17 protein-coding genes are annotated in these 19,290 nt (G+C 30.6%); 14 read left to right on the top strand and 3 right to left on the bottom strand.

Annotation, left to right across the window (positions count from 1 at the left end):
* Nucleotides 1-405: 405 nt before the first annotated feature.
* From O0R46_RS09070 to O0R46_RS09030, 9 genes are all read left to right on the top strand, one after another.
* Nucleotides 406-1,767: an FAD-dependent oxidoreductase gene (locus O0R46_RS09070; protein WP_269311419.1), complete on the top strand. Its 1,362-nt coding sequence runs from the start codon at nucleotides 406-408 to the stop codon at nucleotides 1,765-1,767.
* Between the two features lie 176 nt (nucleotides 1,768-1,943).
* Nucleotides 1,944-3,173: a serine hydroxymethyltransferase gene (locus tag O0R46_RS09065; protein ID WP_269311418.1), complete on the top strand. Its 1,230-nt coding sequence runs from the start codon at nucleotides 1,944-1,946 to the stop codon at nucleotides 3,171-3,173.
* Between the two features lie 298 nt (nucleotides 3,174-3,471).
* Nucleotides 3,472-3,654, top strand: coding sequence for a DUF1858 domain-containing protein (locus O0R46_RS09060; RefSeq protein WP_269311417.1), 183 nt, complete (start codon nucleotides 3,472-3,474; stop codon nucleotides 3,652-3,654).
* A gap of 24 nt (nucleotides 3,655-3,678) precedes the next feature.
* Nucleotides 3,679-4,284 carry a hypothetical protein gene (locus O0R46_RS09055; RefSeq protein ID WP_269311416.1) on the top strand — a complete coding sequence of 202 codons (606 nt, stop codon included), beginning with the start codon at nucleotides 3,679-3,681 and terminating at the stop codon, nucleotides 4,282-4,284.
* Entirely contained in the window at nucleotides 4,284-4,829 is a 546-nt protein-coding gene (locus tag O0R46_RS09050) for a hemerythrin domain-containing protein (RefSeq protein ID WP_269311415.1), read from the top strand. The genes O0R46_RS09055 and O0R46_RS09050 overlap by 1 nt, the downstream gene beginning before the upstream one ends.
* Nucleotides 4,830-5,594: 765 nt before the next feature.
* Nucleotides 5,595-7,139, top strand: coding sequence for an acyl CoA:acetate/3-ketoacid CoA transferase (locus tag O0R46_RS09045; RefSeq protein WP_269311414.1), 1,545 nt, complete (start codon nucleotides 5,595-5,597; stop codon nucleotides 7,137-7,139).
* Nucleotides 7,140-7,164: 25 nt separating this feature from the next.
* The gene (locus tag O0R46_RS09040; protein ID WP_269311413.1) at nucleotides 7,165-8,139 is read left to right on the top strand and encodes an MBL fold metallo-hydrolase; all 975 of its coding nucleotides are present in this window, start codon (nucleotides 7,165-7,167) and stop codon (nucleotides 8,137-8,139) included.
* Between the two features lie 171 nt (nucleotides 8,140-8,310).
* Nucleotides 8,311-10,248, top strand: a complete 1,938-nt coding sequence (locus O0R46_RS09035) for an OPT family oligopeptide transporter (protein WP_269311412.1) — start codon at nucleotides 8,311-8,313, stop codon at nucleotides 10,246-10,248.
* Nucleotides 10,249-10,408: 160 nt separating this feature from the next.
* Nucleotides 10,409-11,092: a DUF554 domain-containing protein gene (locus O0R46_RS09030; RefSeq protein ID WP_269311411.1), complete on the top strand. Its 684-nt coding sequence runs from the start codon at nucleotides 10,409-10,411 to the stop codon at nucleotides 11,090-11,092.
* 116 nt (nucleotides 11,093-11,208) lie between these two features.
* Here O0R46_RS09030 and thrB read toward each other — a convergent pair whose 3' ends face one another.
* From thrB to O0R46_RS09015, 3 genes are read right to left on the bottom strand one after another with little or no spacing between them, the layout of a single operon-like run.
* The gene (gene thrB, locus O0R46_RS09025; RefSeq protein ID WP_269311410.1) at nucleotides 11,209-12,111 is read right to left on the bottom strand and encodes a homoserine kinase; all 903 of its coding nucleotides are present in this window, start codon (nucleotides 12,109-12,111) and stop codon (nucleotides 11,209-11,211) included.
* 10 nt (nucleotides 12,112-12,121) lie between these two features.
* Nucleotides 12,122-13,171: a threonine synthase gene (gene thrC / locus O0R46_RS09020; RefSeq protein ID WP_269311409.1), complete on the bottom strand. Its 1,050-nt coding sequence runs from the start codon at nucleotides 13,169-13,171 to the stop codon at nucleotides 12,122-12,124.
* Nucleotide 13,172: 1 nt separating this feature from the next.
* The gene (locus tag O0R46_RS09015) at nucleotides 13,173-14,417 is read right to left on the bottom strand and encodes a homoserine dehydrogenase (RefSeq protein WP_269312557.1); all 1,245 of its coding nucleotides are present in this window, start codon (nucleotides 14,415-14,417) and stop codon (nucleotides 13,173-13,175) included.
* Between the two features lie 340 nt (nucleotides 14,418-14,757).
* On the opposite strand from O0R46_RS09015, the gene O0R46_RS09010 reads away from it, so the two are divergent.
* From O0R46_RS09010 to O0R46_RS08990, 5 genes are all read left to right on the top strand, one after another.
* Nucleotides 14,758-16,296: an ABC transporter permease/substrate-binding protein gene (locus tag O0R46_RS09010; protein WP_269311408.1), complete on the top strand. Its 1,539-nt coding sequence runs from the start codon at nucleotides 14,758-14,760 to the stop codon at nucleotides 16,294-16,296.
* Nucleotides 16,297-17,028, top strand: coding sequence for an ATP-binding cassette domain-containing protein (locus O0R46_RS09005; RefSeq protein ID WP_269311407.1), 732 nt, complete (start codon nucleotides 16,297-16,299; stop codon nucleotides 17,026-17,028).
* A gap of 100 nt (nucleotides 17,029-17,128) precedes the next feature.
* Nucleotides 17,129-17,917: a 4,5-DOPA-extradiol-dioxygenase gene (gene ygiD, locus O0R46_RS09000; RefSeq protein WP_269311406.1), complete on the top strand. Its 789-nt coding sequence runs from the start codon at nucleotides 17,129-17,131 to the stop codon at nucleotides 17,915-17,917.
* Nucleotides 17,918-17,920: 3 nt separating this feature from the next.
* Nucleotides 17,921-18,601: a DNA alkylation repair protein gene (locus O0R46_RS08995; protein WP_269311405.1), complete on the top strand. Its 681-nt coding sequence runs from the start codon at nucleotides 17,921-17,923 to the stop codon at nucleotides 18,599-18,601.
* 34 nt (nucleotides 18,602-18,635) lie between these two features.
* Nucleotides 18,636-19,196, top strand: a complete 561-nt coding sequence (locus O0R46_RS08990) for an SLOG cluster 4 domain-containing protein (protein WP_269311404.1) — start codon at nucleotides 18,636-18,638, stop codon at nucleotides 19,194-19,196.
* The last annotated feature ends 94 nt before the right edge of the window (nucleotides 19,197-19,290 follow it).

Genomic DNA, 19,290 nt, shown 5'->3' with positions numbered 1-19,290 from the left:
AATTTTTGTTATGAAGAAGAAGAAAAATATTGCGGATAAACTTATAAAACTTATGATATGAAATTGATAAAAATATTTAAGAAATACTGAAAATATTTAGTATAGAATACATATAATCATATTGCTTTAATATAGAAAGCATAGATAAAATTCCAACTATCACTTTCATTTTTTTTTGTATATAGGAACTTTTATAGTTGATAGACTAATTAGTTATATTGAAAATAATAAAGAAGTAATAAAAAAATAAGATACATTAGCAGAAAATGAAAAAAATATAAAAATTGAAATATAAAATATAATCATGAAAATTATAGGTAAAGAATATATGTAAAATCACAAAAGTTTATTTGATAAATTATAGGGTATTTACGCACTATAAAAAGGAATAAGGAGTGAGACAGTATGAGAGAGTACAAAAATGTAATTATTGGTTTTGGTAAGGCTGGAAAGACTTTAGCTTCATATTTAAGTAAAAAGGGAGAAAAGACAGCTTTAATAGAAAAAAGTAGCAATATGTATGGAGGTACTTGCATAAATGTGGCATGTATCCCTTCAAAGTATTTGGAATATAATGCACGTTTATCAAACAAAATAGAAGATGATTTTGCTCAAAAGTCTAAAAGATATGAAGAAGTCATAAATAATAAGAATGAATTTATATCTGCTCTTAGAAATAAAAACTACAACAAAGTAAAGGATAGTGGAGTAGATATAATAGATGGAAAAGCTTCATTTAAGGATAAAAATACATTAAGAATAGAGTCTAAGGATGGGAATATTGAAGAAATATTCGCTGAAAGGATATTTATAAATACTGGTGCAAAGACTGTAATTCCAAATATAGAAGGGGTTGGAGAAAATAAATTTGTATACACAAGTGATACAATGATGCAGTTGAAAGAGTTACCAAAAGAATTTGTAATAATTGGTGGTGGATATATTGGACTTGAATTTGCATCATATTATAATAATTTCGGTTCAAATGTAACTGTTATCCAAGTAGAAGATGAATTTATACATAGAGAAGATAGAGAAATAGCTCAATCAGTGGAAGATACTTTCAATGAAAAGGGAATAAGAATTATAAAAAGTGCTAAGACTAAAAGCATTAAAGAAAATGCAAATGATGCTACAATAGTATATGAAGTAGATGGCAAAATTGAAGAAATAAATGCCGATGCAGTATTGTTGGCAACTGGTAGAGTACCGAACATTGATAGCCTAGAAATTGAAAATGCAGGAATTAAAAAAACTGACAGAGGTGGAATACAAGTTGATACTCATCTAAATACCAATATTGATAATATTTGGGCTATGGGTGATGTAAGAGGTGGAATGCAATTTACTTATATATCTTTAGATGATTTTAGAATTATCAAATCTACATTAGAAGGTGGAGATAGGACAAGTGAAAATAGAGGGAATATACCTTATACAGTATTTATAGATCCTCCATTATCAAGAGTAGGAATGAGTGAAGAACAAGCAAAGAGTAAGGGCTATAATATAAAAGTATTCAAATTGAATGCAAAGGAAATACCAAAGGCTCACATTCTTGACCAAGCAATAGGTATGCAAAAGATAATTGTGGACAAAGATACGAATAATATCTTGGGTGCGCATTTATTTAGTACTCAATCTGAAGAGCTTATAAATCTTGTAAAACTAGCTATGGATTTGAAAACTGATTATAGGGTATTAGCTAATTCTATATACACACATCCTACAATGAGTGAATCTTTGAATGATTTGTTAGCAGAATAATAAAAAAATTATAAAAATACTCCTATTTAAATTTAGTTAAGTAGGAGTATTTTTATGAATTAATAGATTACGAAAATTATATAAAAAAAATAAAAAAATATACGTATTTTTTTATTTTCTGGGTATATTATTAAAAATCTGTAATTAATATAAAATGAATTTTAAAGGAGGTTCTTATGCAGTTTGAACATTTAAAGAAAACAGATAGTGAAACTTACAACGCTCTAATGAAAGAGTACGACAGACAGCAAAGAAATATTGAGCTAATTGCTTCAGAAAATATTATTTCTCCTGCAGTTATGGAAACTATGGGCTCATATTTTTCCAATAAATATGCAGAAGGATATCCTGGGCATAGATATTATGGCGGTTGTGTGCATGTGGATGAGATGGAGAATCTTGCAATAGACAGGATAAAGAAGATTTTCGGTGCTGACCACGCAAATGTACAGCCTCATTCAGGTTCACAGGCAAATCAAGCAGTGTACCTAGCTGTATTGAATTATGGGGACAAAGTACTAGGTATGGATTTATCTCAGGGTGGACACTTAACACACGGTTCACCAGTTAATATTTCAGGTATAAATTATAATTTTATATCTTATGGTCTAGATAAAGATACTGAAAGAATTGACTATGATAGACTAAGAGAATTAGCAATTGAGGAAAAGCCAAAGCTAATAGTAGCAGGTGCTAGTGCATATGCTAGAAAAATAGATTTTAAGAGAATTTCTGAAATAGCAAAGGAAGTGGATGCATACTTCATGGTAGATATGGCTCATATAGCAGGTCTAGTGGCAGCTGGTCTACATGAAAATCCAGTACCATATGCAGATTTCGTAACTTCTACTACTCACAAAACACTTAGAGGTCCTAGAGGAGGTTTGATTTTATGTAAGAAAGAGTTTGCCAAGAAAATAGATAAGGCAATATTCCCAGGTTTACAGGGGGGACCTCTTGAACATATTATTGCTGCAAAGGCAGTATGTTTCAAGGAAGCTATGGAACCAGAATTTAAATCATACCAAGAACAAGTAGTAAAAAATGCCAAGATTTTAGCAGAAGAATTAGTAAGTAGAGGCTTTGATTTGGTATCTGGAGGAACAGATAATCACTTAATTCTAGTAAATCTAGTATCTAAAGGAGTAAGCGGTAGAGAAGCAGAAACAATACTAGATGAAGCATATATCACTGTAAACAAAAATTCAATACCATTTGACAAAGCAAGCTTTATAGAAACTAGTGGTATAAGACTAGGAACACCGGCAATCACAACAAGAGGAATGAAAGAAGAAGAAATGAAGAAAATAGCTCAAGCTATAGACCTTGTAATAACACACAAAGAGATAGAAAAAGCCAAAGAAATCATCGTAGAACTAACAGACAAATTCCCGTTAAACTATTAAAAACAAGTTAAAATATAGAATTATAAACAAAATAATAAAATTGAATATAAAAAAATAAAAAAGTAAGTTGAAAAATAGTAACTAATACATTTCAACTTACTTTTTATTTGTAGTAAAAAAGCTATGTCAAAACCAAGAAATTCTTCAAATAAGAGAATTTATATTAAATTAATATTTTTAAAATATAAAATCCGTTGTAAATGCAACCGAAAAATATTATTAGATGAAGTACAATGTATTTACAGGTTAAGTAATTCAAACTACAAATAATATATAGAGTAAATTAGGAGGAAAAATTATGATAACAAAAGATATGATAGTAGGAAATATATTGAAGGAAAATGAAAAGGCTTATGAAATACTAACAGGATTTGGAATGCACTGTTTGGGCTGCCCGTCATCACAAATGGAATCATTGGAAGATGCTTGTATGGTCCATGGTTTAAAAGTAAATGATGTACTAGAAGAATTAAATAAATAATTGATATAGCAGGAGGTAAGTTAAATGAGTTTATTTTTAGGACCAATTCACCATATAATGTTTGGAAAGATTAAATTTCAAGAAGGTCTATGTGATTATATTATAGATGAAGCAAATAAAAAAACGTACAAAGATTTTAAGGCTTTGATAGACGAAAAAGTAGAGAGTTTACCTCAGGGACAGTTAGAAGATATAGTAGATCAGGCAAATATTCATGGGTCACTTCAATCAATGATAGCTATAGTAGAGAAAAGACTAGCTTGTATAGTCGATATTGCAGAAAAAGAAAATATATTTACATTAGAAGAAATAAAGGACTTAGCAAGACAATATGGTAGAAACAATAGTCTCGACAAGGAGATATCATTGGAAGATTCTTATGCAGCCATATTTGGTAAAATGCTCAATGGTATGCCGTGTGACAGGGTTGAGGAAAAATACGAAAATGATGAAAATCATATAAAGTGGAGAGATAGAATAGATATTCACTCTGATTTTTGGAATGCTATGGGCAGAAGTAGTCAAGATTTTTATCAGATTAGATCAGCTGTAATTGAAGGTTTATTTGAGAATACTGGGATTTCATATTCTGTGTATGAAAATAATGAATTTGAATTGAGGAGAAAATAATGTACGGAATAGATATATTAGTAAAAGAGCATGATAATATTCTGAAGTTTATAGACTTATCTAGGAAATCTTGTAGAGAAATACTTGATGGCAAAGAAGTAGATATAGAATTATTTAGAAAGTATATAGATTTTGTAAGAAATTATGGAGATAAACATCATCATGGCAAAGAGGAAGAAATTTTATTTAAATTGATGGTAGATAATCTTTCTCCAGTAGCAGAAAAATTAATCAATCATGGTATGTTAATAGAGCATGATTTGGGTAGATTGTTTATGAAAAACTTAGAGGCTGCACTTGATAGATATGAAGAAAATAAGGACAATGATTGTAAGCTAGATATTATTACAAATATAATAGGCTATGGAGACCTTTTGACTAGACATATTGAAAAAGAGAATAAAGTAGTATATACTTTTGCAGAGAGAGAATTAAGTGATGAACTTAAACAGCAAGTAGATAGATCTACTGAGCAGTTTGAAAAAGATTATATATCTAATAAAAATAGGTATGAAAAGTGGTTAGAAGAGTTAAGTTTGAATTAGAAAGCTAAAAATCTCATTTTGATATGCATGTTATCGAAATGAGATTTTTATTATCATATTGAGAAAAATAACTTTAAAAAATGAAAGAGTTTAGATAAAATAAAAATAAATTAAAATTAATTAAGTCTCTAAAAAAATGATTTTGTATCTTATTATGAAAAAAAGGCGAGAAAATTTAAAATAATAGGAAAACATTATTCTAACTTTAAAAATTGTTTTATATATTAATAATACTTTATTTAATTTTGAACTTGTAAAAAATGAAAAAATAGCTTGAAATTTGGCATATAACTTGCTATTATAATAGTGCATTAATATTGAAGGGGGGATGTGGCCAAATTAGTCTAGGGAGGATTAATTGGTTAAATAACTACTAAAAAACGAGAAAATTCTACTATGATGAGTTTTATTACGTATTTCTCAAAAAAAATAGCAAAAAATTATTTATATTTAAGATGTGATTAAATTAAGATAACGAAATAATAAAATAAACAACAACAAAAAATTATAAAAAATTAGAGGAATAATAGAACAACATGCAAACATCATAATAGAATGGATACGTAATATGTAAAATTGTAAATGAGCGGAAGACAATTTTACAGAGTAATTAATATTTATAAAAACTTTTAATAACGTTTAACATCCACAAACAAAAAAGGACTAGGACCGATACTGGTCCTTTTTTGTTATATTTTTATACTTTTATAAATATTGTTATGTTAAAATATATATTAAAGGAAAACGATTTGTTGGAGGGTGAATATGTCAAAAGTTAAAAATATAAATCAAGCACTTGATTTAATAAAAGATGGAGATACAGTAGCTTTATCAGGTTTTATGCTTGCAACATCTGCTAGGGAGCTGATAGTTGCTTTAGGAAATAGATTTAAAAATGAAGGTAGGCCTAAAAACATTACTCTTTATCAAGGGGCAGGTATAGGTAATAACAATAATCAGGGTGTATGTGAGATGAGTATGCCAGGTCTTATAAAAAGATATGTTACAGCTCATTTTGCTAATAATAGACCTATGATTGAAATGACTTTAAAAAATGAAGTAGAAGCCTATAATTTCCCACAGGGGGTAATTGCACATTTACATAGAAGTGCTGCGGGTGGCAAGAAATTTGAAATTTCTAGAATTGGTTTAAATACGTACTGTGATCCTAGATATAAAGGAGGAAAAGTCAATGCTGCTGCTAAGGAAGACTTGGTGGAGCTGATTCATATTGATGGAAAAGAATATTTAAAATACAAAGTACCGGATTATGATATAGGAATCATTAGGGGGACTAGTTCTGATGAATTTGGTAATATCACCATGGAAGAAGAGTCATCTATTATCGATTCTCTAGATGTAGCTATGGCTGTCAAGGCTAGTGGTGGAAAAGTAATAGTACAGGTTAAGAATATTATTTCATCAAAATCAATAGATAGACAAAATGTGATTATTCCAGGTGTATTTGTGGATGCAGTAGTGGTATCTGAAAATCCTGAGGAATTTCATAGACAGACACCAGGTACATTTTATGATCCTGTAATTTCTGGAAAATACAAATCAGATGCCTATGGATTTCCAAGGTTGGAATTAGATGAGAGAAAAATTATTGCGAGAAGAGCAGCCTTGGAGTTAGTTGATAATTGTGTTGTTAATCTAGGGATTGGTATACCTGAGGGTGTTGCATCAATAGCTGCTGAAGAGGGTTTAGAAAATTTGGTACTGACTGTAGAAAGTGGTCTAATAGGTGGTATTCCATTGGGAAGATCAAACTTTGGGTCTGCTGTGAATGCATGGGCTCAGTTGGCTATGGCTTCACAGTTTGATTTTTACAATAGCGGAGGATTAGACAGAACATTTTTGGGATTTGCGGAGATTGATTCAAAAGGTAATATTAATGTCAGTAGATTTGGAGACAGGATAGGTGGATGTGGTGGTTTTATAGATATTACGCAATCAACAAAGGATATAGTATTCTGCGGAACTATGACAGCTGGAGGACTTAAAACTAAAGTTCAAGATGGTAAATTAGTAATTATAAATGAAGGACAAAAAAAGAAATTCATAAAAATTATTGAGGAAATAACTTTTAGTGCAGAACAGAGTTTTGAGCTTGATCAAAATGTAATATTTGTTACTGAAAGATGCGTGTTTAAGTTGGATAAAGAGGGACTCATATTAACTGAAGTGGCACCTGGTATTGATATACAAAAAGATATATTAGCAAATATGGAATTTATGCCAATTATTTCGGATAATATAAAAGAAATGGATATTAGAATATTTAAAGAAGAAAAAATGGGTCTTTAGAAAATAGTTTTATAATGGAGGTCGTATGGAAAAAATTTGTGATAATATTTATAGTTTTCAAGCAGTGCTGCCTAATAGTCCTTTAAAGTCTATAAACATATATGTGATAAAGGGAAAAGAAAGGTCTTTGGTACTTGATACAGGATTTAACATGCCTGAGACAAAAATAGCTATGTTAAAAGGATTAGAAGAATTAAATATAAAAATAGAAGATACAGATTTATTTGTCACGCATTTACATTCTGACCATAGTGGGCTTGCTTCTATGTTTTATGATGCTGGATCAACTGTATATGCTAGTAGGATTGATGGAAAGCTGATAAATGAAGCTGCAAATGGAAAATATTGGTCAAGAATGGCAGATTGGCTAGCAAAGTATGGTATAAAAAAAGAAGAAGTTAGACTAACAGATAATCCAGGTTATTTATATAGATTAGATCATGAGATAGAGTTTGTATATTTAGAACACGGACAAAGCTTTAAAATAGCAGAATATGATTTTGAAGTGTTGCTTATGCCTGGGCATACACCAGGTCATATTGGATTGTATGAAAAAGAACATAAGATATTATTTTGTGCAGATACAATTCTAGATATTATCACACCAAATATAACTTTTTGGGGATTCGATTTTGGAGATATGTTGGGTGAATATTTCGATACATTAAAGAAATTAAGAGAATTAAAAGTAGATTATTGTTTATCTACTCATAGGCAAAGAGTTCAAAATCATAAAGAGAGAATAGACGAAATATTAGAACATCATCAAGAAAGACTAAGTGAAATTTTGGAATCTCTAGAAAAAAATAGAGAATATACTATTAGAGAAATAGCATCTAAGATTACATGGAGAATTAGAGCAAATTCATGGGAAGAGTTTCCTCCTGCTCAAAAATTTTTCTCATCTGGAGAAACTATGGCTCATGTATTACACTTAGTGGAAAATAATAAACTTATCATGCTTGACAAAGAAAGTACATTATATTTCATAAAAAAATAAATTTACTAAACTTAATTAATATTAATTTAAATTATAAAATTAGACTATATATAAAACCTAAAACTAAAAAATATCTAATAATTTAAAGTAAAAATTTGTGATTTGTAGAATAATAATATTTTACATGTTATAATAAATTTAGGAGAATATATTATTTAGGAGGTAAAAATAATGAGTGCTAAAAAATTATCAAAAGATGCTTATGGTGGCGTACAAGGTAGTGATTACGTGCCATATATCACAGACGATAGTAAAAGAAGAGGCTCAAATACAGCTGTTATGATAATTGGTATTGTATTAGCTATAGTCTTTGCAGCATCTACAGCTTATTCAGGAATGAAGGCTGGTTTAACAGTTGCAGCAGGTATACCAGGATCAATAATTGGTTCTGCTTTCGTAGCTGCATTTGCTAACAAAAAAGGTTTACTTGGAAAGAATTTAGTCCAAGGTATGGCAAGTGGTGGTGAATCAGTAGCCAGTGGTATGATATTCGTTTTACCATCTGTAATTCTGATAGGAAGTAAAATTTCTTTTGTTGAAGGTATTATAATTGGTATAGGAGGAGTCCTATTTGGTATAGGTGTTGCATCATTAGTATTAAACTATCTTATTATTGATGAACATGGTAAGCTTCCTTATCCAGAATCAATGGCGATATCTGAAACTTTGGTTGCTTCAGAAGGAGCTGGTGAATCAGTTAAGTACATGGGAATAGGATTTGGAATAAGTGGTATTATAACAGTTTTAACAGGTTCATTTTTAAATATATGTAATAGTGTGTATAGTTTAATGGGAGAATCTTTTTATAAGTTCAAATTCCAAATAGAAGTGAATCCACTATTATTAGGTATAGGATTTATAGTTGGTCTTGATGTATCACTTGCGATGTTTGCAGGTTCGTTGTTATCTAACTTTGGTATATTACCACTAATTGGGTATTTTGCAGATATGGCTGGTCAAGGACACATGGTATGGAACGATCCATCTATGGCTATTTCTGCTATGGATGCAAATGCAATTTCTGGTGCATATGTTAAGTATATTGGTGCAGGTATGATGCTTTGCGGTGGTATTATAGGAGCCATTAAACTAATTCCAGTAATAATTTCATCAATAAAGCAGACTATGGGAGCTAGAAAATCTGGTGAAAGTCAAGAAGGATCAAAACTTCAGATGATAATATTATTAGGAGGAATAATAATTGGTCTTGTGGGTGCAATTATAGTTTCTGGTAGCGTATTAATGGCTATAGTAGGTATATTGGTAGCATTTATATTATCTGCACTTTTTGTAATAGTTGCAGGTAGATTAACTGGAACAATAGGTACTTCAAATCTTCCAGTTTCAGGTATGACTATAGCATCTTTAGTTATTGCTACAATAATATTCGTGGCTTTAGGATGGACTGATTTAGCAGGGAATAAATCACTATTGATGTTTGCTACATTTATAGTAGTTGCTATAGCTATGGCAGGTGGTTATGCTCAATCACAGAAAGTTACATTTGTGCTTGGTGGAAATAAACCTGAAATGCAAAAACATTTTGCTATAGCTGGTATAATTGGTGTTGTAGTCGTAGTAGGTGTAATGATACTATTAGCTGACCAGTTGGCGATAAAGGGAGCTAATCCTCCATTTGCTTTACCACAGGCAAACTTGATGGCAACTCTTACTTCTGGGATTACATCAGGTGAGTTACCATGGGTAATGATAATAGTAGGTGTTATAATGGCGCTTGTTATGTTCTTCTTAGATTTGCCAATAATGACAGTTGCCATAGGTTTTTATTTGCCAATATCAACAACAACAATTATCTTAATAGGTGCGTTAATCAGCGTATTGGTTAAGAAGATGGCTAAGACTGATGAAGAAAGAGATGCTAGAGTATCAAATGGTATTAGTTTATCATCAGGTCTTGTTGCAGGTGGATCAATAATAGGATTGATAGGAATAATCTTACAGGTAACTGGTGTACTTCATGGAGAAGGTCCTAAGGGATTTGCAGCAGGTAATGGTATGGCTATTATACTATTGCTTGTTTTAGTGATCGCGACAATCGCGGCAATTATGGGACCGAAGATAAAGCACGAAAATATATTGAATAAGTAATAAATTTATAGTTTAAAAAGTTATAAATATAATAAATAAAAAAGTATCTCAATTTAATTGAGATACTTTTTTATTAAAATAATTTTAAATCAATAATATATGTACAAAATCATATTTCCGATGATATAATTAGCATATCAAAATATAGGTAGGTGAATATATGCAATTTGTATTATTAAATGGACTTGCAATAATGATTGGTTCAATAATTGGAGTTTTGTTAAAAAAAGGAATACCAGAAGAAATAAATAAAGCACTTATGAAAGCAATGGGTCTAGTCTGTATTTATATAGGCATTGGATTGATGTTGAAAGGTAAAAATTCTATATTGATTATAGTAGCAATAGGTGTTGGAACATTATTAGGCGAAATTTTAAATATAGATGGTAGAATAAATAGATTGGGAGCCAGAATACAGTCACGATTCACAAAAAATAGCAATTCTAAATTAACTGAAGGTTTCGTTACAGCTAGCGTACTTTTTTGTGCAGGAGGAATGGGTGTAGTAGGAGCTTTAAATGTTGGCCTAAGCGGAAATGGAGATATACTTATGGCTAAATCCGTTCTAGATTTCATTGTGAGTATTGTTTTTTCTGCTACTTTGGGAATTGGTGTAGGATTTTCATCTATTACCCTTATTTTATATCAAGGGATATTTGTATTGCTTGCTAGTATATTGAGTCCTTTTATGAAAGAAGCAGCTATCGGTAATATAAGTGGTGTTGGGGGAATTATAATAATAGCAATTGGATTTAATTTAGCTTTGGAAAGTAAAATTAGAGCTACAAATATTGCAATGGCTATCTTTATTCCAATAATATTGGCCTTATTTGGAATAGTTTAAAGGTATATATTTAAGATCGGTTGAATAATAATATAAAAAAATATATTGATATAAAAAAAGCTTCAATAATTGCAATTTATGTATATTGCAGTTATTGAAGCTTTAATTTATAATAGCTATTGAACTTCTTGGCAACTTGCTCCATTGATGCATGGATCAAGTATTATAGATTGACCTTGTACATTATAGTTTTTCGCAACTCTATCAAGAGATTGTCTAACTTTTTCTGCGTTTTTTTCATTTGCAAAAGCTATTACTGTAGACCCTGCTCCACTTAGACAGAATGAAAATGCTCCCGAATCTAAAGCGGCTTTTTTGAAATTATCAAATTCTCTTATTAACTGTTTTCTATAAGGTTCGTGTATTTTATCATCCATTGTTTTTCCTATTAATTCTTCATCACCATACATAAATCCCATTACCATAAGAGCTAGATGTGAAGAATTATGTACGGCATCTGACATGGACATTTCTTTTGGAAGAACTCCTCTAGAATCTGCTGTAGATACTTCATACTCTGGTATAAATAGAACACATTTTAATTTATCAAAAGGTTTTATAAGTTTATAAAAAATTTCTTTATTTTCTTTTTGCATGGATACAGCTAATTGACCAAAAAGAGCAGGAGCTACATTATCTGGATGACCCTCTATTTCTGTTGCCAATTTTAGTATTGCATTTCTATCAAGGGGATTGCCCATTAAGGCATTGGCACATAAGAGTCCTCCAATTATTGCTGCTGCACTAGATCCCATACCCCTTGCAAGAGGTATGTGGTTTATAGTTTTTAGTTTATAACCCTTTGGATATTTTCCTATATAATCAAATAATCTATTCATAGAATTTATTACTAAATTATTTTCTATAGATAATTTTTCGGCTTCTAGGCCTTCTATTAAGATTTCAACTTGGTCGGCTTCCTCAATTTCAAATATTGAATACTGAGATAGTGCCATACCCAAAGAATCAAAGCCAGGTCCGAGATTAGCTGTAGTTGCTGGTACATGAATTCTATACATAAAATTACCTCTACTTTCTTATCAAAGATAATACGCTATTTAAATCTGCAGGTATTGATTGAGGTTTTTGTGCGGATTTTAAACAAGTATCTGGATCTTTAAGACCATTACCAGTTAGTACGCATACAACTCTTGATCTTTTTTCTATTTCCCCATTTTTTACAGATTTAATTATTCCTGCTAATGACGCTGCTGATGCTGGTTCAGCAAATATTCCTTCTTGGCTTGATAATAACTTGTAAGACTGTAATATCTCATCATCGCTTACAGCCTGTATTGATCCGCCTGATTCATCTCTAGCAATTTCTGCTTTTTTCCATGATGCTGGATTACCTATTCTTATTGCTGTAGCAATCGTTTCTGGATTCTCAAAAGGATGACCATTGACTATTGGCGAAGCACCTAGTGCTTGATAGCCTTTCATTTTAGGAAGTTTATATGATATATTATTTTCTTTATATTCTTTGAAACCTTTCCAATAAGCTGTGATATTACCTGCATTTCCAACTGGAATACCCAAGTAATCAGGAGCATCCCCCAAAGCGTCAACTATTTCAAAGGCAGAAGTTTTCTGACCTTCTATCCTAAATGGATTTAATGAATTTACTAGAGTGATTGGATTTTTTTCAGTGATATCTCTTACTAAATTTAAGGCTTTATCAAAATTTCCATTTATTGCGACTACTTTAGCACCATATTGTAGGGCTTGAGCTAGTTTGCCCATTGCAATATATCCATCTGGTATTAAAACTATTGTATCTAATCCAAACCTAGCACCATATGCCGCTGCTGATGCTGATGTATTTCCTGTGCTGGCACACATTATTGTAGAGGACTTATCTTCTAAAGCTTTTGCTACTGCCATAACCATGCCCCTATCTTTGAATGAGCCTGTAGGATTTAGCCCCTCATATTTAAAGTACAGGTCTATTCCTAAATCTTTGCTGAGATTTAGACTTCTTATTAGTGGAGTGTTACCTTCGTATAGTGATACGAATGGAGTGTTTTCATTTATGGGTAAATAATCTTTATATTTATTTATTAATCCTTGCCATGCCATATTATAAATTCCTTTCAATTCTTATTATATTTTCTATTTTTTCTACAAAATTTAATTTTTTTATATCTTTCAATGCTAAATCAAAGTCTTTTTCTTTACATTCTTCTGTTGTTATCACATATTTTTTGATTACTTGTCCATTTTTTTTATTTTCATACTTGTCTATAGAATTTAAAATTATATTATTATTACTTAAAACATCAATGATATGACTTGTGCTGGCCTTTTCATGATTTGCTTGTAGTTTTAAATAATAAGGAAATGATAAATCTTTTATATCCATTACTTTTTTATTTTCACAGATATCGTAGGCATATTCGTATTTACCATTGTTTATTATATTTTTAGCTATTTGTATTATATCGTTTACAACTGCTGATCCTGTAGGCAATGAACCAGCTCCACTTCCATAGAACATTGTAGAACCCAATTTGTCTCCATTCACGTAGACGGCATTATATTCATAGTTCACGTGTGATAGTGGATGTGTGATTGGGAGTAGTGCGGGATGTACTCTTGCAACCACTGAGTCTTTGTTGTTTTCTGCAATAGCTAATAATTTAATTTTATATCCTAATTTTCTTGCATATTCTATGTCTTCTAGTGTGATATTTGAAATTCCTGATGAGTATACTTGATTATAAGTGACAAGATTATGAAAACCGATGCTAGCAAGTATTGCACATTTTCTTGCTGCGTCTAGACCATCTAAGTCTGCACTTGGATCTGATTCAAGATATCCAAGTTTTGTGGCATCTTCTATTATTTGTTCCAGTGATAATTTTTCGACTTCCATTCTAGTGAGAATGTAATTTGTAGAACCATTGACTATACCTCCGATTTTTTTTATATGGTTAGCCATTAGTGAGAATTGTAAAGAATGTAATATAGGTATTGCGCCTGCGACTGCGGCTTCGAATAAGAATTGACAATTATTTTTTTTAGCGAGTTGTGTGAGTTCTTTGCCATAGAGGGCAACGAGATCTTTATTTGCTGTCACTACATGTTTACCTCGTATAAATGCTGATTCTATAATCGATTTGGATATGTCAATACCACCAATTAGTTCTACAATGATGTCTATTTCTGGATCATCAAGTATATCATTTATATTTGAGGTCATTATCGTTGTTCCGGTGTCAATGGATCGGGTTTTTCCGGTATCCTTAACACAAACCTTTTTGATGGTCAACGACTGACCTATTTGCTTTTCAATCAATTTGGTGTTCGTATTTAGAATATCCATGGTTCCTGTACCAACAGTTCCAAGACCAAATATTCCTATTTTTAATGATTTCACTATTTGTTCCTCCTCCTTCTATAGAAGCAGCACTAGGCTCAACTATGTTTAAAAAGTATTTTAACACTATTCTGTATACAATACAAGATATTTTTTATAAAAATTCAATAATTTCAAAAAAATAAGTTTAAATCTGAAAATAAAAAATATATAAAATAATAAATATTGGGCTTTAACACATTTATTTACTTATTATTATTAGAATTGGGTAAAAAACAAAAGAGACTATAATTATAATAAATATAGCGAATAGATATATTCGTTTTTTAATAACAGGAGGTGTTTTATGTTAGGAGTTATCGATTTGATAACTAGTCAATGGGATTTTTTTGCTGGTTTGCTTTTAAACCACTTTAAAATTTCCGCAATATCGGTACTTATGGCATCAATATTGGGTATAGCTATAGGTATCTTGATATCTGAACATGATAGATTTGCAAGTTTTGTATTAGGCATAGTGAATATTGTTTATACTATACCTGCTATCGCATTACTTGGTGTATTGATTTCTTTTACAGGAATAGGTGATACTACAGCTATCATAGCATTGACGGTTTATGGATTATTGCCGATGGTTAGAAATACCTATACCGGAATTAAAAATATCGATCCAGGAATAGTAGAAGCAGCTGAAGCTATGGGAAGTACAAAAAGTCAGATTTTGTACAAAATAAAATTACCTTTGGCTATACCAGTTCTTATGTCAGGACTTAGAAATATGGTTACTATGACAATAGCACTTGCAGGTATAGCTTCATTTGTTGGAGCGGGAGGATTAGGTGTTGCAATATATAGAGGTATATCCACTAATAGTGCAACTATGATTTTAGCAGGGAGTATATTAGTTGCTCTTTTAGCTTTAATATGTGATTTTTTATTAGGCCTAGTAGAGAAATATTTAATAAAGCATAGAAGATTTAGTAAAAGAATAAAGATAGTTTTTGTTTCTATAGTATGTATTTTGTTAGCTGTTTTTGGTATTTTTGCATATGCTAAAAAAACTAATACTGTTCATATAGCATCTAAACCTGTTACAGAAGGTTATATAATGGGTGAAATATTATCATTATTGGTTCAAGAGAACACGGATTTAGATGTTGAGCTTACACAAGGTGTAGGTGGAGGAACTGGAAATATTCATCCAGGTATGGAAAAAGGTGATTTTGATATGTATACAGAATATACTGGAACAGCTTGGCAGATAGTATTGAAAAATGAAAATCCTTATGATGAATCAATGTTCAATAAATTGCAAAGTCAATATAATAAAAAATATGATATGAGTTGGGTAGGAATGTATGGATTTAATAATTCTTATTCCATTGCTATTAGAAAAGATTTGGCTGAAAAATATAAAATAAAAACTTATTCAGATCTTGCAAAACATTCTTCAGAATTTATATTTGGTGCAGAATATGACTTTTTTGAAAGAGAAGATGGATTTAAAGCTATTAGTAAGGCCTATGATTTTAAGTTTAAGTCTGAAAAAGATATGGATAATGGTTTAAAATATGAGGCAATTAAGAAAAAAGAGATAGATGCAATGACTGTATTTACAACTGACGGGCAGCTTACAGATCCTAATATAGTAGTACTAAAAGATGATAAAAAATTCTATCCCTCATATAAAGCAGGAACCCTTATAAGAAATGAAACTTTGAGAAAGCACCCTGAATTAAAGAGAGTGTTGAAAAAGCTGGAAGGAAAAATTTCAGAGGAAAAGATGGCACAAATGAATAATGATGTAGAGACTAATAAGAAAAAACCTCGTGATGTGGCAAGAAAATTCCTAAAAGAAGCCGGTTTATTGGAGGTGAAAAAATAAATGCCAGAAGTGATTAAATATGAAAATGTAAGCAAAATATATAAAGATAAAAAAGCTGTAGATAATATTAACTTATCAATTAGAAAAGGAGAATTCTTGACAATAATTGGTGGTTCAGGTAGTGGAAAAACTACTTTAATGAAAATGATAAATGGGCTAGTAACCCCAGATGAAGGAAGGGTTTTGGTTCATGGACAAGATATTAAAGATACTGATGTCATAGAGCTAAGAAAGAAAATAGGATATGCAATTCAAGGTAATGTATTATTTCCTCATATGACTGTAGAAGAAAATATTTCATATGTTCCAAAACTCCTGAAAATGTCAAAAGAAGAAATTAATGATATTGTCAATAAAAATTTAGAGATGGTAGATTTGCCATTAGATATTAGAAAAAGGTACCCTTCTGAATTATCGGGAGGTCAGGTACAGAGAGTAGGGATAGCTAGATCTTATGCATCTTCACCTGATATATTACTTATGGATGAGCCATTTGGAGCAGTAGATGCAATTACTAGGTACCAGTTACAAAGAGAAATGAAAAAAATACATAAACAAACTGGTATCACCATAGTTTTGATAACTCATGATATTTTGGAAGCCTTAAAACTTGGTACTAAGGTCTTGGTTATGGATAACGGAATAGCTCAACAATTTGGTACTCCAGAAGATATAAAAGAAAGGCCAGCAACACCATTCGTAAAAGACTTGGTAGAGATGGGGCTATTGTAGAAATAAAATTTAAATCACTATTGAAATTAAAATAAAGGATAAGGCGATTGACTTATCTTTTATTTTATAAAATATCTTATAAAATGAAAGTGAGGCTTTTATGAAAAATGATATGATGCCAACAATTTTTTTAGGTCATGGTAGTCCTATGATGGCTTTGGAAGATAGCAATGTAACAAGAAAATTTAAGGAATTAGGTGATAAAATAGTAAGCCAGTTTGGAAAACCAAAGGCAATTATAGCAATATCTGCTCATTGGTTTACAAAGGGTTCATATGTGAATTCTGAAAAAAATCCCAAGCAGATATATGATATGTATGGATTTCCTGATGAATTATATCAAGTTAAATATCCTGTAGAAGGCTTACCTGAATTGGCAAAAAGATTGGCAGATAATGAGAAGTTGAATTTGAATATTAATAATGAGTGGGGTATAGATCATGGAATTTGGACTGTAATGGTTCATATGTTCCCTAAGGCAGATATACCAATCGTGGAATTGAGTGTTGATGATAATATTAGCACAGAGGAAATGTATAAATTTGGCCAAGAAATTAGTAAATTACGTAGAGAAGGTTATCTAATTGTAGGAAGTGGAAATATAGTACATAACCTTAGGCAAGTTCAATGGAATAATGGGAAAGGGACTAAGGAATCAGAGGAATTTGATAAATATATAAAAGATAGTATAATAAATAATAAATATGAGAATGTGATTAATTACAAAGAAAACCCAAGTTCTATGTATGCTGTACCGACACCGGATCACTACTTGCCATTAATATATGTTCTTGGTGCAAGTGTGGGACAGAAACCAAGAGTTTTTAACGAAGAAATTTCACTAGGATCAATATCTATGACTTCATACGCTTTTGGTATAGAGGTATAATATATGATTGCTGTAAAAGAAGAACTTTTTAAATTGCAAGATTTAAGTTATAGGGATTTTGCTGCAAAATTGATTCCGAATATAGATAAGGAAAAAATTATAGGAGTGAGAGTACCTGTACTTAGGAAATTTGCCAATGAATTTATAAAAAGTAGTCAATCAGAAGAATTTATAAATGAATTGCCACACCAATATTTTGAGGAATATTTCTTACATTGCCAGATAGTTGCATCAATTAAAGACTTTGATAAACTAATTATTGAAGTTGAAAAAATATTACCATATATAGATAATTGGTCAACTTGTGACTCATTTTCTCCAAAGCTTTTCAAAAAATATCCTGTTCAAGTATTAGATAAAATAATGGAGTGGATAAAAAGTAATCATCCCTATACTGTCAGATTTGCAATAGTTACTCTTATGAATAATTATCTAGATGATAATTTTAGAGAAGATATGCTGTATGAACTTGCAAAAATAAAGTCAGATCATTATTATATAAATATGGCTATTGCTTGGTATTACAGTTATGCAATTATAAAGCAATATGATATGGCAATTAAGCTAATTGAAGATGGAAAATTAGATAAATTTGTGCATAATAAATCCATTCAAAAAGCCATAGAGAGTAGAAGAGTGCCAGACCATATAAAGAATTATTTGAGAACACTCAGAAAAAAATAGATAGTAAAAGGTCATTGAATAAAGGAGTGGTATTATGAGATGTGCTGTAATAGGAGGATCTTCATTGGGTAATCAGTTCACAGAAGATCAAAGGCAAGATATAGAAAATATAGGGCAGTGGCTTGCAGAAAATAAAATTGAACTTTCAACAGGAGCTTGTGACGGATTTCCATATTTATTAGGAAAAGCATGTGTTGAGAGTGGAGGCAGGGTAATAGGATATTCTCCAGCTGCAAATTATGAAGAGCACACTAATGAATATAAACATCCAATAGATGGATGTAGTAGCTTTATTTATCTAGACAAGAATGACAAATCTCATAATAGTAGATTTTTATTAAGATCGCTACCATTGATTGAGGAAGCAAATATTGTACTCAGTTTGGAAGGTAATTGGGGAACTTTATTTGAATTGGTGACAGCTATAATAACTGGCAAAAAAATAATAATATTAAAGGGTTTTGGTGGGATTAGTGATAATTTTAGACAAATATATGAGTCTTTAAAAGTCCAATCACATTATGACTACAAGGAATCCTTGGTTTTTGTGGATTCTATTGAAGAATTAAAAAATGTGTTATATACCTTAAAATAATTTTTGTGATAATTAATATAAGATTTATATAATAAAAAAGTAAGTTCAGAAAACTTTGTAATGTGTTTTTAGAACTTACTTTTTATTATACAAA

The organism is Peptostreptococcus equinus (assembly GCF_027125355.1).
In the GTDB taxonomy this organism is placed as follows: Bacteria; Bacillota; Clostridia; order Peptostreptococcales; family Peptostreptococcaceae; genus Peptostreptococcus; species Peptostreptococcus equinus.
The sequence above is the reverse complement of the archived record's forward strand: the minus strand, read 5'-3'. Positions and strand labels throughout refer to the sequence as shown.

Excerpts from the sequence above, each read along its gene's own strand:
- ygiD (WP_269311406.1), top strand. The coding sequence starts at position 17,129 with ATGAAAAATGATATGATGCCAACAATTTTTTTAGGTCATGGTAGTCCT.
- thrB (WP_269311410.1), bottom strand. The coding sequence starts at position 12,111 with ATGTATAGAATTCATGTACCAGCAACTACAGCTAATCTCGGACCTGGC.
- O0R46_RS09005 (WP_269311407.1), top strand. The coding sequence starts at position 16,297 with ATGCCAGAAGTGATTAAATATGAAAATGTAAGCAAAATATATAAAGAT.
- O0R46_RS09010 (WP_269311408.1), top strand. The coding sequence starts at position 14,758 with ATGTTAGGAGTTATCGATTTGATAACTAGTCAATGGGATTTTTTTGCT.
- O0R46_RS09070 (WP_269311419.1), top strand. The coding sequence starts at position 406 with ATGAGAGAGTACAAAAATGTAATTATTGGTTTTGGTAAGGCTGGAAAG.
- O0R46_RS09035 (WP_269311412.1), top strand. The coding sequence starts at position 8,311 with ATGAGTGCTAAAAAATTATCAAAAGATGCTTATGGTGGCGTACAAGGT.
- O0R46_RS08995 (WP_269311405.1), top strand. The coding sequence starts at position 17,921 with ATGATTGCTGTAAAAGAAGAACTTTTTAAATTGCAAGATTTAAGTTAT.
- O0R46_RS09050 (WP_269311415.1), top strand. The coding sequence starts at position 4,284 with ATGTACGGAATAGATATATTAGTAAAAGAGCATGATAATATTCTGAAG.
- O0R46_RS09060 (WP_269311417.1), top strand. The coding sequence starts at position 3,472 with ATGATAACAAAAGATATGATAGTAGGAAATATATTGAAGGAAAATGAA.
- O0R46_RS08990 (WP_269311404.1), top strand. The coding sequence starts at position 18,636 with ATGAGATGTGCTGTAATAGGAGGATCTTCATTGGGTAATCAGTTCACA.
- O0R46_RS09040 (WP_269311413.1), top strand. The coding sequence starts at position 7,165 with ATGGAAAAAATTTGTGATAATATTTATAGTTTTCAAGCAGTGCTGCCT.
- O0R46_RS09045 (WP_269311414.1), top strand. The coding sequence starts at position 5,595 with ATGTCAAAAGTTAAAAATATAAATCAAGCACTTGATTTAATAAAAGAT.
- thrC (WP_269311409.1), bottom strand. The coding sequence starts at position 13,171 with ATGGCATGGCAAGGATTAATAAATAAATATAAAGATTATTTACCCATA.
- O0R46_RS09065 (WP_269311418.1), top strand. The coding sequence starts at position 1,944 with ATGCAGTTTGAACATTTAAAGAAAACAGATAGTGAAACTTACAACGCT.
- O0R46_RS09030 (WP_269311411.1), top strand. The coding sequence starts at position 10,409 with ATGCAATTTGTATTATTAAATGGACTTGCAATAATGATTGGTTCAATA.
- O0R46_RS09015 (WP_269312557.1), bottom strand. The coding sequence starts at position 14,417 with ATGGATATTCTAAATACGAACACCAAATTGATTGAAAAGCAAATAGGT.
- O0R46_RS09055 (WP_269311416.1), top strand. The coding sequence starts at position 3,679 with ATGAGTTTATTTTTAGGACCAATTCACCATATAATGTTTGGAAAGATT.